General features: G+C 63.8%; 16 protein-coding genes and 1 pseudogene. 8 read left to right on the top strand and 9 right to left on the bottom strand.

What is annotated here, in order from left to right:
• Window positions 1–8 precede the first annotated feature (8 nt).
• From V6S67_RS19020 to V6S67_RS19035, 4 genes are all read right to left on the bottom strand, one after another.
• Window positions 9–797: a hypothetical protein gene (locus V6S67_RS19020; RefSeq protein WP_334211894.1), complete on the bottom strand. Its 789-nt coding sequence runs from the start codon at window positions 795–797 to the stop codon at window positions 9–11.
• A gap of 144 nt (window positions 798–941) precedes the next feature.
• Entirely contained in the window at window positions 942–1592 is a 651-nt protein-coding gene (locus V6S67_RS19025) for a copper resistance CopC family protein (RefSeq protein ID WP_334211895.1), read from the bottom strand.
• Window positions 1593–1663: 71 nt separating this feature from the next.
• Complete coding sequence (locus tag V6S67_RS19030; RefSeq protein WP_334211896.1) at window positions 1664–2515, bottom strand: YcnI family copper-binding membrane protein; 852 nt, start codon at window positions 2513–2515, stop codon at window positions 1664–1666.
• 110 nt (window positions 2516–2625) lie between these two features.
• Window positions 2626–3264, bottom strand: coding sequence for a hypothetical protein (locus V6S67_RS19035; RefSeq protein ID WP_334211897.1), 639 nt, complete (start codon window positions 3262–3264; stop codon window positions 2626–2628).
• Window positions 3265–3558: 294 nt separating this feature from the next.
• On the opposite strand from V6S67_RS19035, the gene V6S67_RS19040 reads away from it, so the two are divergent.
• The 5 genes and pseudogenes from V6S67_RS19040 (at window position 3559) to V6S67_RS19060 (ending at window position 6972) form a co-directional block, all read left to right on the top strand.
• The gene (locus V6S67_RS19040; RefSeq protein WP_334211898.1) at window positions 3559–3903 is read left to right on the top strand and encodes an ArsR/SmtB family transcription factor; all 345 of its coding nucleotides are present in this window, start codon (window positions 3559–3561) and stop codon (window positions 3901–3903) included.
• Window positions 3903–4556, top strand: a pseudogene (locus V6S67_RS19045) (cation transporter); the annotation flags it as partial. The gene V6S67_RS19040 and the pseudogene V6S67_RS19045, both read left to right, overlap by 1 nt.
• A 373-nt stretch (window positions 4557–4929) precedes the next feature.
• Window positions 4930–5637 carry a DsbA family protein gene (locus V6S67_RS19050; protein ID WP_334211899.1) on the top strand — a complete coding sequence of 236 codons (708 nt, stop codon included), beginning with the start codon at window positions 4930–4932 and terminating at the stop codon, window positions 5635–5637.
• Window positions 5638–5642: 5 nt separating this feature from the next.
• Window positions 5643–6284 (top strand): vitamin K epoxide reductase family protein, encoded by a 642-nt coding sequence (locus tag V6S67_RS19055; RefSeq protein ID WP_442884926.1) that lies wholly within the window; start codon window positions 5643–5645, stop codon window positions 6282–6284.
• 73 nt (window positions 6285–6357) lie between these two features.
• Window positions 6358–6972 (top strand): methyltransferase family protein, encoded by a 615-nt coding sequence (locus V6S67_RS19060; RefSeq protein ID WP_334211900.1) that lies wholly within the window; start codon window positions 6358–6360, stop codon window positions 6970–6972.
• Window positions 6973–7156: 184 nt separating this feature from the next.
• Here V6S67_RS19060 and V6S67_RS19065 read toward each other — a convergent pair whose 3' ends face one another.
• A complete protein-coding gene (locus V6S67_RS19065; protein WP_334211901.1) occupies window positions 7157–8197 on the bottom strand; it encodes a hemolysin family protein in 1041 nt (346 codons plus the stop codon).
• On the bottom strand, window positions 8190–9569 hold the full coding sequence (locus V6S67_RS19070) for a hemolysin family protein (protein ID WP_334211902.1): 1380 nt from the start codon (window positions 9567–9569) through the stop codon (window positions 8190–8192). Before V6S67_RS19070 ends, V6S67_RS19065 begins: the two co-directional genes overlap by 8 nt.
• 558 nt (window positions 9570–10127) lie before the next feature.
• On the opposite strand from V6S67_RS19070, the gene V6S67_RS19075 reads away from it, so the two are divergent.
• Window positions 10128–11207: a PDDEXK nuclease domain-containing protein gene (locus V6S67_RS19075; protein ID WP_334211903.1), complete on the top strand. Its 1080-nt coding sequence runs from the start codon at window positions 10128–10130 to the stop codon at window positions 11205–11207.
• A gap of 208 nt (window positions 11208–11415) precedes the next feature.
• Here V6S67_RS19075 and lspA read toward each other — a convergent pair whose 3' ends face one another.
• From lspA to cmtR, 3 genes are all read right to left on the bottom strand, one after another.
• Entirely contained in the window at window positions 11416–11934 is a 519-nt protein-coding gene (gene lspA / locus V6S67_RS19080; protein WP_334211904.1) for a signal peptidase II, read from the bottom strand.
• 87 nt (window positions 11935–12021) lie between these two features.
• Window positions 12022–12627: a cadmium resistance transporter gene (locus V6S67_RS19085; RefSeq protein ID WP_334211905.1), complete on the bottom strand. Its 606-nt coding sequence runs from the start codon at window positions 12625–12627 to the stop codon at window positions 12022–12024.
• Window positions 12624–12983, bottom strand: a complete 360-nt coding sequence (cmtR, locus tag V6S67_RS19090; protein ID WP_442884927.1) for a Cd(II)/Pb(II)-sensing metalloregulatory transcriptional regulator CmtR — start codon at window positions 12981–12983, stop codon at window positions 12624–12626. The genes V6S67_RS19085 and cmtR overlap by 4 nt, the downstream gene beginning before the upstream one ends.
• A gap of 365 nt (window positions 12984–13348) precedes the next feature.
• On the opposite strand from cmtR, the gene V6S67_RS19095 reads away from it, so the two are divergent.
• Entirely contained in the window at window positions 13349–13684 is a 336-nt protein-coding gene (locus V6S67_RS19095) for a hypothetical protein (protein WP_334211906.1), read from the top strand.
• Window positions 13685–13883: 199 nt separating this feature from the next.
• Window positions 13884–14633: a cytochrome c biogenesis CcdA family protein gene (locus V6S67_RS19100; RefSeq protein WP_334211907.1), complete on the top strand. Its 750-nt coding sequence runs from the start codon at window positions 13884–13886 to the stop codon at window positions 14631–14633.
• The last annotated feature ends 128 nt before the right edge of the window (window positions 14634–14761 follow it).

Here is a 14761-nt window from a genome sequence, read left to right on the forward strand (position 1 = left end):
GGGCTGCACTACTCTTCGGCTGATGTCTGGGGTGGGTTGGTGAGGTGGTGCAGCAACCGGTCCTTCAGTTGCTGTCGTAGACGTCGGCGTGCCAGAAGTGCGGCCAGGGCGGCGGCCCAGGCGATGCACAGGCAAGCCAGCGCGGCGTAGAAAATGGCGGAGACAGGAGGCTCCACGGAATCCGTGTCACTGACAAGCAATGGTCCGAAGTACCACAGGAGAAAGACCGCGCTCATGAACGCTGCAAGAGCCGCTATGAGCATCAAGGGTTGCCGGCGGGAACGCGTTCCATTGGTTGCCAACCCGATGGGCAGAAGAAGCAGGCCGGTGAACGTGAGCAGGGGGCCGAAAGCAAGAAATGTGGAGGACAGTGCCCCAGCGAGCATCAGCAGCAGTGCAATGGCCACGATTCTGCGGTGCACCAAGGGCAGTCGGATGGCCTTCGGGCCGGCGGTGAGCAGCGCCTGGGCAAGATGTGCAGTGATCTGGTGCTGGCTCGGAATGGGATGCGTGGCATGGTGCGTACCGGGCTCCAGTGAGCCCGTGAGGGTACCTGGGATGGTGCTAGCCGGTTCGTCTGATAGGGGTGCTGGGGGAGTGTCTGCTGGAACGATCGTGTTGTCGATGAGCAGTGCAGGCAGGTTCTGCGGGACCGGCTTGGGCGGGGCTTTCCGGGCGGCGCTTCTGACGAGGGTGATATTGGCGTAGGGCGCAAGATCCGTCAGGGATCGTTCGGTTCGTTGCCGGAGCTCCACCATGTCAGCGTCGGTGCGGGCGAAGAGTAGTTCGATGTTCACGAAGTAGGTGACCTTCAGACAGTGATGCGGGATGGGGCAGGTGCTGCGCACTGATCTTTGGTAGGTACCTCTAAGGCCTGCTTCCCGCGTCCGCACGAGAGGCGGACGCGGGAGCAGGCGCCGGAGGTCGGGGGGGTTGTGCTCTTAGCGTTTGTTCAGGAGGCGTCGCGTGAGCAGCGCCAGGACGCCTGCGATCAGGATGCCGCCGATGGCCAGATAGATGACGAAGTCCGGCAGTCCGGTGGAGGAACCGGCCGGATCGGCGGCCTGTGGCGATGCGGATGCGGTATCGCCGGTTTCTGCGCTTGGGGCGCTTGACTCGGCCGCTGGTCCCGGGTTGTCTGCGGATCCTGTCTGAGCGGTGGTGCTCGTGAAGGAGTATGTCCCTTCGATGGGGTGGTCGTCGGAGGACACGACCCGCCATTGTGCTGTGTAGGTGTCGGCTGGTGCACCTGATCGAAGGGCCTGTCTCACCGTGTTGTTCACTACTTCGGCAGGGCCTTGTGACCATTTGGTGCCGGTGCTGTCCGAAACGATGATGTCCGCTCCGATGCCCGAGGGCGGGTTGGTGAAGGTAAGGACGATTTCAGTGGGAGCCACCTCAGGACTCGCGTCCGCCGCGGGAGAGCTGGCAGCCAGCTCATCATGCGCATTCGCTGCACTAACTGGCCCCAGCAGCAACAGGGTAGAGGCCAGAAGGAGGGCTGCCATCCGTGCGAAGCGCCCCGACCGAGGGCGAGAGGCAAAGACCACCGTGGAGGTGGAGGTGGAGGTGGTGCGTGGTTGTGGTGTCATGAGTGTTCCTTCCGGACAAAGCCAGGATGGGGTGACGTGAGAGACGGCACCCCACCCTGGCTTCAGCGCCGCTAGTTCTGGCGCTGACCGCGGGTACGGGCAAGGGCCAGGGCGCCGATCAGGAGTCCCAGGACGCCTGCGCCCAGACCGATCCATCCGACAGTGGTGCCCGTCATGTCGGTGGTGGTGGAGGCCTGCTCGGTGTCGACCTCGGTGGTGCCCGCCGCTGCTTCCTCGGTGGCTTCGGTGCTGGCCGCGCCGTGAGAGTCCGTGCCGTCGGATGCGGTCGTGACGAAGGACGGTGCCGGGTTCTCGGGCTCTTCCTCACCTTCGATGGCCGGTTCGTCCCAGACACGGACGGTCCCATCCGCGTAGGACTGCGTGACGGGAAGCTGGACTGTGGTGCCGGCCTCCGGGAGTGTTCCCACAGAGAGCGAGAACGTCTGGTACTGCTGGGCGTTGAGCTGGTGCTCCTCGTCCTTGGCCGTCCAGATCACGGTCAGCGGCGCCTCGGTCAGTGTCGCGCCGTCTACCTCGACCGAAGCGGGCAGATCTCCCCGGATCACCTCGGAGGTCCATCCCTCGACGGGCTTCACACGGACGGAGGTGAAGGGCGTTTCGGTGGGAAGTGCGACCTCGATCTTGTTCGTGGTGGTGTCGGTCGATTCGCTGGGAACGCTGAACGTCAATTGGGAGTAGCCGCCTTCTGTCGTCGATGCCGGTTCGACGCTCACGTGCGCGGAGGCGGCTCCGGCGCCGACGAGCAGCAGACCCGACGTCGCAGCGACAGCGGCGATACGGCGAAGGGTCCGGCGGGCAGGGCGGCCGGCAGCGCCTGCCCGGCGGACAATGCCGGTGCGGGTACGAGCGGAACCGTCGCATGACGGGTCGACGGGCAGGGCAGGAATGAATGAAGCAAGCATGGGGGTGTGCCTTTCGTGGGCCCCAGCGACAAGTGAGCCGCGGGCGCTGAACAGTGATGGGTTGAAGGGGTCGCGCAGGCAACCGACCGATCACGTGCATGCACGAAGGATCAGCCGACCGCTACTTTCCAAAGCATGAGCCCCGGGGGACCTCGTCGCACATCGGCAGGCAGATTCCGTCGGGCGGGAGGAGCGACAGGCCGTTCGGCGTATTCAGGCAGCTTTGGCCGACCTGTTACCGGCACCGTCACCGGGAGCCCAATCAAGGGCCGCAGCCAAGCCAGAAGAGACCAGAAAGTGTCCTCACCCCGTGAGAGGACCCACACCATTACGACGACGGCCAGCAGGTGTCCGATCACCATGACCGGCGCCGCGCCACTATCGATTAGATGCGGAACAAGGTGCTCGGATGCCGACCCCACCGGTGAGCACTGCGTCACGAACGCCGCATGATCCACCCCGGCGCCGTGCGTGCCCTGGGGTGCACAGGACGCCGGGCCGGCGAGCATCTCAAAGGCATGATGCAGCAGGACCTGCCCGCCCACGAGCAGCCCGCCCAGGACCGGGAGGGACAGCCTGCGCCCGGCTAAGAAGGCGACCGGCACCAGGGCGAACACTGCCAGCCCAGCGAGGAGGGGCCAGGCAGGCAAGGAGCCTTCACCTGTTACATGGGCGCCGAGCGCGAGGGACATCATGCAGGAAGTCACGATGATGGATCGGATAAGGCGCACCGAAGCAGTGACCTGCATGCCGCCGTCCTTTCCCGTCCCCATCAGTTGTTGACACTCCACTTAACGCCCGACCGTGCTCGTTCTTGCCCTGCTGACCTTACCGTCACGCTCGTGCCGTCCGGTGCTGTCTCTTCGTTCCCGGACGCGTTGCGGACCGCCCACATCTACGGCACTTTCGATGTAGAGGGGCTGCCAGCGCCAAGACGTCTGGGTGGTCTGCAGGAAGGAGTCGCATCCACCGGCACTCTTATGTGCGAGACCCCTGTATGCCCTGCTCATCCTCAATACAGACCACGGTGTATCATTTTGGGTGTGAAAACTTTGCAACAGCCAGCCGTCCTCGCGAAGTTCGGGTACGCCCTGTCCGATCCGACCCGCGCACAGGTACTTCTGACACTGAGGAAGGGTCCCGCCTACCCCAGTGACCTGGCTGAGCTGGCTGGGGTGAGTAGGCAAAGCCTGTCGAATCATCTGACGTGCCTGCGGGGCTGCGGGTTGGTTGTCGCCGTTCCCGAGGGTCGCCGAGTCCGGTACGAGCTGGCCGACAAGAAGCTGGGTGTCGCGCTCACAGCCCTGCTCAATGTCGTTGCCGTCGCAGACGCCGAGTGCTGCTGTACCACCAGGGAGGGCCACGTCGCCGGAAAGGCCTGCTGCTGATGAGCACTCACACCCCACCCGCAACAGTGCAGCCAGCACGCCCCACCCCGACCGTGGAGCGACGCGCAGTCCTGTCCCGGCGTATCCGCCTCTTCGTGGCCGCAACGATCACGTACAACGTCATCGAAGCGGTCATCGCGATCAGCGCCGGTACGGTCGCGTCCTCGAGCGCCCTGATCGGGTTCGGACTGGACTCGATCGTGGAGGTGCTGTCCGCGGCGGCCGTAGCCTGGCAGTTCGCCGGCCGCGACCCGGAAGCGCGTGAGAAGACCGCGCTGCGCCTGATCGCGTTCTCCTTCTTCGGCCTCGCCGCATTCGTGACCTTTGACGCCGTCCGGACCCTGCTCGGTGCGTCCGAACCCCAGCACTCCCTGGTCGGGATCATCCTCGCCGCAGTGAGTCTGGCCGTCATGCCGTTCCTGTCCTGGGCGCAGCGCCGGGCCGGGCGCGAACTCGGCTCCCGTTCCGCCGTCGCGGACTCCAAGCAGACCCTGCTGTGCACCTACCTCTCCGGCGTCCTGCTGGTGGGCCTGTTGCTCAACAGCACGCTCGGCTGGTCCTGGGCCGACCCGATCGCCGCCCTGGTCATCGCCGCCGTCGCCCTCAAGGAAGGCCGCGAGGCGTGGAAGGGTGACTCCTGCTGCGCACCATCGTTCGGAAACCTCGATGACGACGGACGCGTTGATACCTGTGGAAGCACCCCGGACGGCGGCACTGACTCGTGCTGCAGCACCGACATCACGGCAAGCTCGACCACTTCAAACACCACCACTTCCCCGGGGACCTCGCCGTTGACACTGACGGCACCGCCCACAGGGCCCGGCACCATAGCGAACAGCACGGCAGGCACCACCGCAGCCGTGACAGCAGACCCCGTCGCAGGCGGGACGTCGACGACCGCGAAGGCGTCCTGCACCTGCTGCACGCACGATTAGAACACCGAGCAAGACCAGATCCACCATGAGTTCCCTGCACTCGGCGGGGAATGAGCACGACCACGCAGTTCCATGACGAGGAGACACCACCGTGCCGACCCCCGCCCCCGCACCGACCACCACCCCTGACGCGAAAAAGGGCATGAGCCTGCAGAACCGGGTCGTGATCGGACTGCTCGCCGCCGTCGCTCTCGCCATCGGTTTGGTGATCATCTTCAACGCGCTCGGCAAAGATGAGGGTCAGGCCACCGGCGCGACGTCCACCGCGGCCGACGTCGTCCGTGAGGACAGCCACCGCCTGTCCCAGGCGCCCGACGAGAAGGCCGTCCTCGTCGAGTTCCTCGACTTCGAATGCGAGTCCTGCCTCGCCGCGTACCCGCTCGTGGAGGAGCTTTCCGAGGAATACGGGGAGAACCTCACCGTCGTCGCCCGCTACTTCCCGCTGCCCGGACACCCGAACTCCGAAACCGCAGCCGCCGCCGTCGAGGCCGCCGCGCAGCAGGGTAAGTTCAAGGAACTGCACTCGGTGATGTACGAAAAGCAGACCGAATGGAGCCACACCAACGAGGACCGTTCCCCGGTCTTTCGTGGCTACGCCGAGGACCTGGGTCTGGACATGGCCGCCTACGACGCGGCCATTGCCGATCCCGCCACCATGGAACGCGTCAACATCGACAAGAACGACGGCATGGCCCTGAACGTCGAAGGGACCCCAACGTTCTTTCTCGAAGGCCGGAAGATCCAGCCCGCCACGGCCGAGGAATTCCGCAGCCTCATCGAAACCGCCATCGAGGACTAAGGACCATGGTTCACACCAGCAGCGACGTCGGAGCGTCCCCAGGAAGCGGGCAGGATGAGCTGTCCGCCGTACCCGGATTCGCCCGCAGGACACCCTTCGGAATCATGCTCGTCGTCACCGGTGTCATCGGATGGGTCGCCGCCGGGATCCTGATCCTTGAAAAGCTCGAGCTCTACCGGAACCCGGACCACGTCACGAGTTGTGACATCAACCCGTGGGTGTCCTGCGGGCAGGTCATGGAGACCTGGCAGTCCGAGCTTTTCGGCTTCCCCAACCCCTTCATCGGGCTCGTCGGCTTCACGATCATCATCACCACCGGCATGGCCCTGCTCGCCGGCGCCCGGTTCAACCGCTGGTACTGGGCCGGCCTCCAAATCGGAGTCACCCTTGGGGCGGTATTCGCGACCTGGTTGTGGAGCCAGGCGCTGTTCGAGATCTATATCCTCTGCCTCTACTGCATGATCGTGTGGGCAGCCATGATCCCTCTGTTCATCCTCACCACCGTCCGGAACTTGGTCCACGGTGTCATCCCCGCCCCCGCCGCCCTCACCCGCGGCCTCGCCGCGTGGGTCGGACCAATCATCGTCCTAGCCTGGATTGCCGTCGCCGCATCCGTGTTCTTCCGCTTCCTCCACGTCTTCACCTAAAGCCACCGCCACCCGCCCCCGCGCCTCCGTAGACTCACCCAGCCCCGAGTAGTTGATGGAATTGAGGCCACCCATGTCCCTGCAGGCAACATCACTGCTCGCGCTGGTCCTCTACGCCATCGGCGTCATCACCACGTTCGGGGTCCGGTCCTGGATTCACCGGCGCAGAACCGGATCCACCGGTTTCCAAGGCATCAGCGGAACCCCCGGGTCCCTCGAATGGTGGGGCGGCATCCTCTTCATTGCAGCTATGGTGCTCGGCGCCGCAGGTCCCGCCCTGGCCGTCGCCGGCGTCCTCCTTCCACCCCGACTGCCCGGACTTGCCTGGGCCGGGTTCATCGTCGCCGTCATCGGCTTTCTTGGCACGTTAGCCGCCCAAAGCGGGATGGGCGCTTCCTGGCGCATTGGCGTCAATCCCACCGAACGCACCGACCTCGTCACCACCGGCTTGTTCGCCGTGGTCCGCAATCCCATCTTCACCGCCATGCTCACAGCCATGACCGGCATTGCGCTCATGGTCCCTACTCTGGTCAGTGCGGCCGCACTGGCCTGCCTGTTCCTCGCCGTGGAGATTCAGGTTCGATTCGTCGAAGAGCCCTACCTGAACCACACCCATCACAGCGCCTACGCCACGTACACAGCGAGGGTTGGTCGTTTCCTGCCCGGCATCGGCCGCACGGTTGATTGAGGTTCCGTCGTGGAACGACCAGGCACGCACACAGGTGGTCCTTAGTCACGAAGCAGTTGGCAGTACGTGTGGCGGCAGGAAAGCCATTCCTGAGGTCATTGGTCGGAAGGTTGATGGTGCTGGCGCAGGCCTCCGAGCGGAGGCGCCTGCGCCAGCACCAGCACCAGCACCAGTGGTGTTGCTTCTATGCAGTGCTGGTGGCGTCCTGTACTTCGCCGACGAGTTCTTCGAGGATGTCTTCGAGGAAGAGCATGCCGGTGGTGTTGCCCTCCGCGTCGAAGACCCGGGCAACATGCGCGCCCGTCCGGCGCATGGTGGCCAGGGCGTCCTCGAGGTCGCTGCTGCGGTACGCGGACGCGAGCCTGCGGATCCGCTTGGCCGGCACCTGGGCAGTGAAGGCTTCCGGGGTGGAGAGGTCGGTGACGTCCTTGAGGTGCAGGTACCCGGCCGGTTCCCCGTCGCGGGTGAGGATGTACCGGGAGTACCCGTGCTCTCCGACGGTGCGCTGAATATCGGCCGGGCTGACCGTCTCGGGCAGGTGCACGATGTCCCCGATGGGTACTTCGACGTCGGCGACGGTCTTCGAGGTGAACTCGAAGGCGTTCGTCAGGGTGCCGCTGCCGTCCGCGAGCATCCCCTCCCTGGTGGATTGCTCCACGATGGTCGCGACCTCATCGAGGGTGTAGGCGCTGGTCGCCTCGTTCTTCGGTTCGACCTTGAACAGGCGCAGGATTGCGTTGGCGATGCCGTTGAGCGACCAGATGACAGGTTTGACGACCTTCGACACGAACACCAAGGGCGGTGCCAGGATCAGGGCCGCCCGGGTCGGGACGGAGAAGGAGATGTTCTTCGGGACCATCTCACCGAGGACCACGTGCAGGAACGTGACCAGCAGCAGGGCGATGATGAACGCGATCACGCCGATGGCCTCTGCTGGGATCGGGGTCAGGGCCAGCGGGTACTCGAGCAGGTGGTGGATCGCCGGCTCGGAGACGTTCAGGATGACCAGGGAACACACGGTGATGCCGAGCTGGCTGGTCGCCAGCATCAGCGTGGCGTGTTCCATCGCCCAGAGGGTGGTTTTCGCGGCCTTGCTGCCCGCGTCGGCTTTCGGCTCAATCTGGGAGCGTCGGGCGGAGATGACGGCGAATTCGGCGCCGACGAAGAACGCGTTGACGGCCAGGAGGATGACCAGCCAGATCAGTCCGGGCAGGTACTCACTCATGGGTCAGGTCCTTCGTCAGCTCATCGATTGTCCGGTCGTGACGGGTTTGCGGATCGTCAGGGTTCTGTGGGTAATCGGCGGGGTCCGTGGGCGTGAACCGGATCCGTTCAACGTGGGATCCGAGGACCCGTTCGACGCGCAGCACGCCGTCGTCGAGGTTCACTTCGTCCCCTAGTTCCGGGATGCGGTCGAGTTCGTCGGTCATGTAGCCGGCGAGGGTGTCGTAGTCCTCGCCCTCGGGCACATCGATGCCGGTGCGCTCTTTCAGCTCGTCCGGGCGCAGCGAGGCGTCGAAGGTGATCGACTTGCCGGTGCGGATGACACCGACGCGCGTGCGGTCGTGTTCATCCTCGAGTTCTCCGACGATCTCCTCGATGAGGTCCTCGAGGGTCACGATGCCCGCGGTGCCGCCGTGCTCGTCGGTGACGATCGCGACCTGCAGGCCTTGCTGACGCAGCAAGCCCAGGAGCGTGTCCACGCTCATCGATTCCGGCACCCGCAGGGGTTCGAGCATCAGCTTTTCGGCCGTGGTGATGTTTCGTGCATCCAGTGGAACAGCGAAAGCCTGCTTGAGGTGGATGACGCCGCGGATGTCGTCGTTGTCCTGTCCGATGACGGGGAAACGGGAGTACCCGGTCGTTACCGCGGTCGCGACGATCTCGGCGGCCGTGTCCGTGGTCCGCACCGACGTCATACGCACCCTGGGGGTCATGACGTCATCGGCCGTATGGTCGGAGAACAGCAGGGTGCGGTGCAGCAGTTCGGCGTGGTCCTGGTCCAGGAAGCCTTCCAGAGCGGAGCGGCGGACCAGTGAGCTGAGTTCCTCGGCGCTACGGGCACCGGAAAGTTCTTCCTTCGGTTCGATACCGAAGGATCGGATGATCTTGTTCGCGGTGTTGTTGAACAGCAGGATCACGGGCTTCAGGACTGTAGTGAACAGGGCCTGGAAGGGGACGACGAATTTCGCCGTCTGTCGGGGCAGGGCCAGGGCGAAGTTCTTCGGCACCAACTCACCGATGACCATGGAGAAGATCGTGGCGAGGAAGATCCCGACGACCGCTCCGATACCCGGCACGATGGCCTCGGGGACGCCGGCACCGAGCAGTGGCCCGCGGAGCAGGGAGCTGATGGCGGGCTCGAACGTGTATCCGGTGAGCAGTGTGGTCAGGGTGATGCCGAGCTGGGCGCTCGAAAGATGCGTCGAGGTGATCTTCAACGCCTTGATAGTGGGCTTCAGGCCCTTTTCGCCACGGGCGTCACGGGCTTCAAGCTCGCCTCGGTCGAGATTCACGAGCGCGAATTCGGAGGCCACGAACATGCCGGTGCCGACAGTGAGGATCAGGCCGACGCCGATCATGACCAACTCATACATGGTGCGCCCCCCATCCTCGATCGGCCGACAGTGCGGCATTCAAGCGGGTGAGGGGCATGGGTCTATGCGTCGGGGGGTCATCCATAATGCCAACCAGTCTAACGAACAGCGAGCAGCGCTGTCGGATCGCGGAGGTGATCAGGGTTGCGCCTAGGGCCCAATTCGGGGCGTTTTCGATAGGATTTATCTATTCCGAGCCAATCTCAAGACCACCAATTCCTAGGCCTTTCAAAACGCCGATAACCATCGTTCTGTCAGCTCGCTGACTGCCGGGCTGCAAGACCTGCTCACGAGGCAGCCGTTATCTGCCGACGGATGGCCGTAATTTGTGAGCGAATCTCAGGGGTACAGAAACACAGAACCACAGACTTACAGAGTCCCCAGTGTGGATCTCAATAGCGCCACAGGCCGTGGCGCTATTAAACAATCAGTAACCCCCTGTCGGTTACCCTCGTGAACCCGAGGTGCGGGAGGCTGGGCAGCAACGATACGAAGCGTGGAAGACCCAAGGCCCGTACGCCTTGGGGAAGGAACTCCCACCTCAACTAGGGTGGGTTCATGCCTGAGCTCGAGCCGGATCTCCCGGGTGATTACGCTGCCGCCCTCACCGCCCTGAAGGTTCTCGTGCGCGAAGCCCAGCACCGGGCGCAGCGTGTGGTGAACACAGCCATGATCGAGCTGTACTGGAACATCGGCCGGTCCATTCTCGACCGGCAGGCGGACGAACCATGGGGGAGTAGGGTCCTTGATCGCCTGGCACGGGATCTGAAGGCGGAGTTCCCGCACATGAGGGGCTTCTCCCGGACGAACCTGTACAACATGCGGGCCTTCGCCGCTGCCTGGGACGGCTCGGATCCAATTGTCCAGACACCGTCTGGACAATTGAGCTGGAGCCACAACGTCACCCTGCTGAGCAAGGTCGACAACCAGGACCTGCGCACCTGGTACGCCGCCCGGGCGGCCCAGCACGGCTGGTCCGTCGCCGTGCTCGAACATCAAATCCACACGAATCTCCATGGTCGGATCGGCGCGGCACCGAACAACCTTGAAGCGCGACTCCCTGGCGAGGGGACAGACCTCGCACGGGAAGTAGCCAAGGACCCCCTGGTGCTCGACTTCCTCGGCTTGACCGAGGAAGCCCAGGAACACGCCATCGAGGAGGCCATGACCCTCCGCATGGCCCAGACCTTGACGGAATTCGGGCCGGGCTTCGCGTTCGTCGGCCGCCAGTACAACCTGAACATCGACGGCGATGACTTCTACATCGACCTGCTGCTCTATCACGTGCCCTCCGACCGGTACGTGGTCGTGGAACTGAAGGCCGGCAAGTTCAAACCAGAGAACCTGGGCCAGCTCAACTTCTATGTCGCAGCAGTCAACGACATCCTGCGGCTCCCACGACAGGCAACCACCGTCGGGATCCTCGTCTGCGGATCGAAAAACGCCCGCACCGTGCGTTATGCCCTCGAGGGCTCCACCCAGCCCCTGGCGGTCTCGTCCTACACCTACGACGCGCTTCCGGCCAATGAACAGGCCACCCTGCCGTCGCCAGCCGCCATCACCGCCGCCCTCGAGCACGAGACACTCGACGTCCCCCACATTCGACACCCCTCATCCGGCGCAGCGGACGCAGAATAAGGCGGCCAGACCGGCCCCAAAAGACCACCCGCCAGGAAGCTATAAGTCCCTCTCGCACAGCGCCGCAAATCGCCGATAATTTATCTTATGTCAACTTATGTTGACGTCCGGGTCCGCCCAGTTGGACGTTCGGGGAGTCTCGACCCCAATGGTTGTCGATGTCAATGTCAGGGGCTGAATCAAGGGCTGAGAACACTTGGTAGGAAGGTCAGGGGTTGTCTGGCTCGGGGGTGTGTCCGCGGGTGCTAAATACGGTTCCCAGGACCAGTAGCCCGACACCGACGGAGACAAAGACATCAGCAAGGTTGAAGGTGGAGAACCAGGAGACGTAAAGGTAGTCGACCACGCCACCGCCGACCAGCCGGTCGAGGAAATTACCTAGTGCCCCACCAATCAGCAGAGACCCTCCTACTTGACCCAAGCGGCCCAGCGTCTTGATCGATGCCAGGAGGAACCATGCCAGTCCCGCGATGATTGCTCCAGTGCCCAGCAGGATGACGATCGGCGGAAGATTGGCTCCGAAGCTGAACGCGACACCCGGGTTGAAGTGCAGCCGCAAGTCCACGAATCCACCTTCGATGGTTTGCCCCTCACGCAGCTGTCGCTCGACGATGGCCTTCACGGCGAGGTCGGCGCCGGCCAGGGCCAGAGAACCGACCAGCATCCACACCCGGGCTCTGTTGCGGGCTTTCAACGCAGCAGACGTAGCGGATTTGTCCTCACTCATCACGTTCTCCCGTTGTTGCTGCTACGCGCAATCCGAACAGTCTGGAAGAAAACCCAACGCCCTGATGCGGTAGGTAGGTGCACGCCGTCACAGGCCGAACGCTCCACCACTGATAAGAATGAACAGACCAAGAGCAATGAGGACGACCGGGAACAGGATGTGCTCCCAGCGTTCGAGGGCCTCAGCGACAGGACGTCGTGTGGCTACGAACTTGGCGAGCCACACGAGGACGATCACCAGGGCGAGGAAGACCACACAGTAGGCGACGACGGAGGTCGGCCCAACGTTCAGGAAGACCGGGACATAAACCCCGATATTGTCGCCGCCGTTGGCGAAGGTCACAGCAGCGACAGTGAAGACACCGACCTTCTTGCCGGCAACTTTCGCCTCGTCGTCGTCATCATCGTCGTCTCGGTTGCGCCATACCTGCCATGCAACCCGAAGACCCAGCAGCAAAGGTATGAGGCCGAAGTAGGGAATGGCCTCCTCGGGAAGGAAAGCACCTGCGCCGAGGGAGACGAGAACCGCGGCGCCCAGGATCCCGATGAAACCGAGGTACTGCCCGCCGAGGATTCGGGCTGTGGTTCCTCGTTGTCCCGCTCCGCGGGCAAAGAACAGGGCGAGGACGATGATGTCATCGATGTTGGTGAGAAAGAACAGGCCGATGGCTGGAAGAACTGAGGACAGAATCACTCGGTCACCACCGCCTTTTGGCACCCCGGCAGAGAGCATCCAGCATCCAGGCACGGTGCTCCCTCATTGACGGCGAGGCTCACCTCAACCAGGGAAGTGAGAACCTTAGCCAGGTGTGGGTCAGCGATTTGGTAGCGCGTCTGCCGGCCCTCAGAGTGAGCGATGACGATGCCGCAATCCCGAAGACAGGCGAGGTGATTCGAGACATTCGACCGGGTAAGTTCCAGTTCACGGGCAAGGTCCGCCGGATAGGCGGGATGGTCGAGCAGGGTCATAAGGAGACGGGACCGGGTCGGATCGGCCATCGCCCGTCCCAGCCTGTTCATCACATCGAGGTATCGTTCATTAGTCAGCACGCGCTGTACTATACATGAATGGCTGAATTGGCAAGGAAGGCTGATGACGTCACGGATGTCTCCGTGCCGCTCTCCTGACATCGACCACGGCACCGAACTGCAGCACTGGAGCGAAGCTTTCTGAATCAGCGCCGTCACTGTCCGCCGGTAGAATGAAGCAAGGCCAGGCCATTGAGAACGAATGATGTAGCAGGAGCGTTGGGAGGGTCATGCATCAGATGATGCTCTTGAATCCCTCCGCCGTTCCCTCGCCCGCCCGGTGGCACCTGCGGGTCGTGGTTCTCCTGTTGGGCATCACGTTCCTGCACGTATGGGCCGGGCCCGCGCTCTCGACCAGCAGCGGCGTACCCGCACAAGCTGCCTCCATGACGACCATCACGCAGCAGGTCTCCGTAGCCCCCGCAGCCCTGACACCTGGCGAGGTCTCTCAACAGGCTCCGCCGCCCCTTGTCGCGCCGAACTTTAGTCAGGATGTTCTCCTAGGAGATGTGTGTGCTGCCGCCTGCCCTGATGGGCATTTGGTAGCGACCGCGTTGTGTTCGATGGTCCTGGTCGTTGCCGGCCTCATCGGCCTTTATTGTCTGCGCGCCATGGTTCTTCTCCCCGGCAGTACCAGGACGCGCGAGCTCCGACCGCCGGTTGCGTCCCCTCTGCGCTCGGCCGGCGTCTGCCTGCTGCAACTGTCGGTCAGCCGCATCTAGGATTCAGCGCCCTCCCCGAGCCCGCCTCACTTTTCCGCCAGGTTCAATGACTGCCGGATAAGCCCTGCCTACTCTTCACACGACTGCACGCTCTCTTGCTGCGCTGCCGTGTCCCAAGGACCCCACCTATGACTTCCCCCTATCACCTCCGAACCCACCACTACCCGGTGACCACCGTGGCCTCGCAGGTGTACCGCTGATGACCATCGGCGAATACTTCGCGGACAGCGTCCAATCCGGAGCGCTGCTGGCCGCAATACCTTTGGCGATGATCGCAGGGCTCGTGTCCTTCCTCTCCCCCTGCATCCTCCCGCTCATCCCGGGCTATCTGGGCTATGTCTCCGGACTGGCAGAACCCGGCCGCCCGGACAACCGGCGCCGCCTGCTGACCGGTGTCGCCCTATTCATCCTCGGCTTCGCCCTCGTGTTCACCCTCTACGGCGCCGCATTCGGTGTCATTGGCTCCTGGCTTCTACGCTGGCAGGACCCGCTGATCCGAGTCCTCGGCGTGTTCGTCATCGTCATGGGACTGGCACTGGTTGGCCGGCTTCCCTTCCTGCAGCGGACCGCGAAAATGTCATGGCGGCCCCGCACCGGTATCGCCGGCGCACCCCTGCTCGGCGTGGTCTTCGGTCTGGGCTGGACGCCCTGCATGGGTCCCACCCTCAGCGCTGTCCTGGCCCTGAGCACCACCACCGGCACAGCGTGGCGTGGAGCGCTTCTAGGGTTCGTCTACTGCCTCGGCCTGGGCATACCGTTCATCCTCGTCGCGCTCGGAGTGCAGTGGGTCACAACCGCCCTGTCCTTCGTTCGACGCCACATCCGCGTCTTCAACCTCATCGGCGGCGCCCTGCTCGTCGGGGTCGGAGTCCTCATGGTGACCGGCGTCTGGATGCTGTGGATTTACCAGCTCCAAAACCTCGCAGGCACCTTCCTCACCCCCGTCTGATGCTTCCAGCGAACGCATCCCCTCCCTCGCGCACACCACGATCGAAAAGAGATCGCCCCATGAGTGCTCCCGCCCGCACGAACGCACATCGGCCCTACGCACCAGGTACTCCATCGGCAGGTACTCCA

This window comes from Arthrobacter sp. Soc17.1.1.1 (assembly GCF_036867195.1).
In the GTDB taxonomy this organism is placed as follows: Bacteria; Actinomycetota; Actinomycetes; order Actinomycetales; family Micrococcaceae; genus Arthrobacter_D.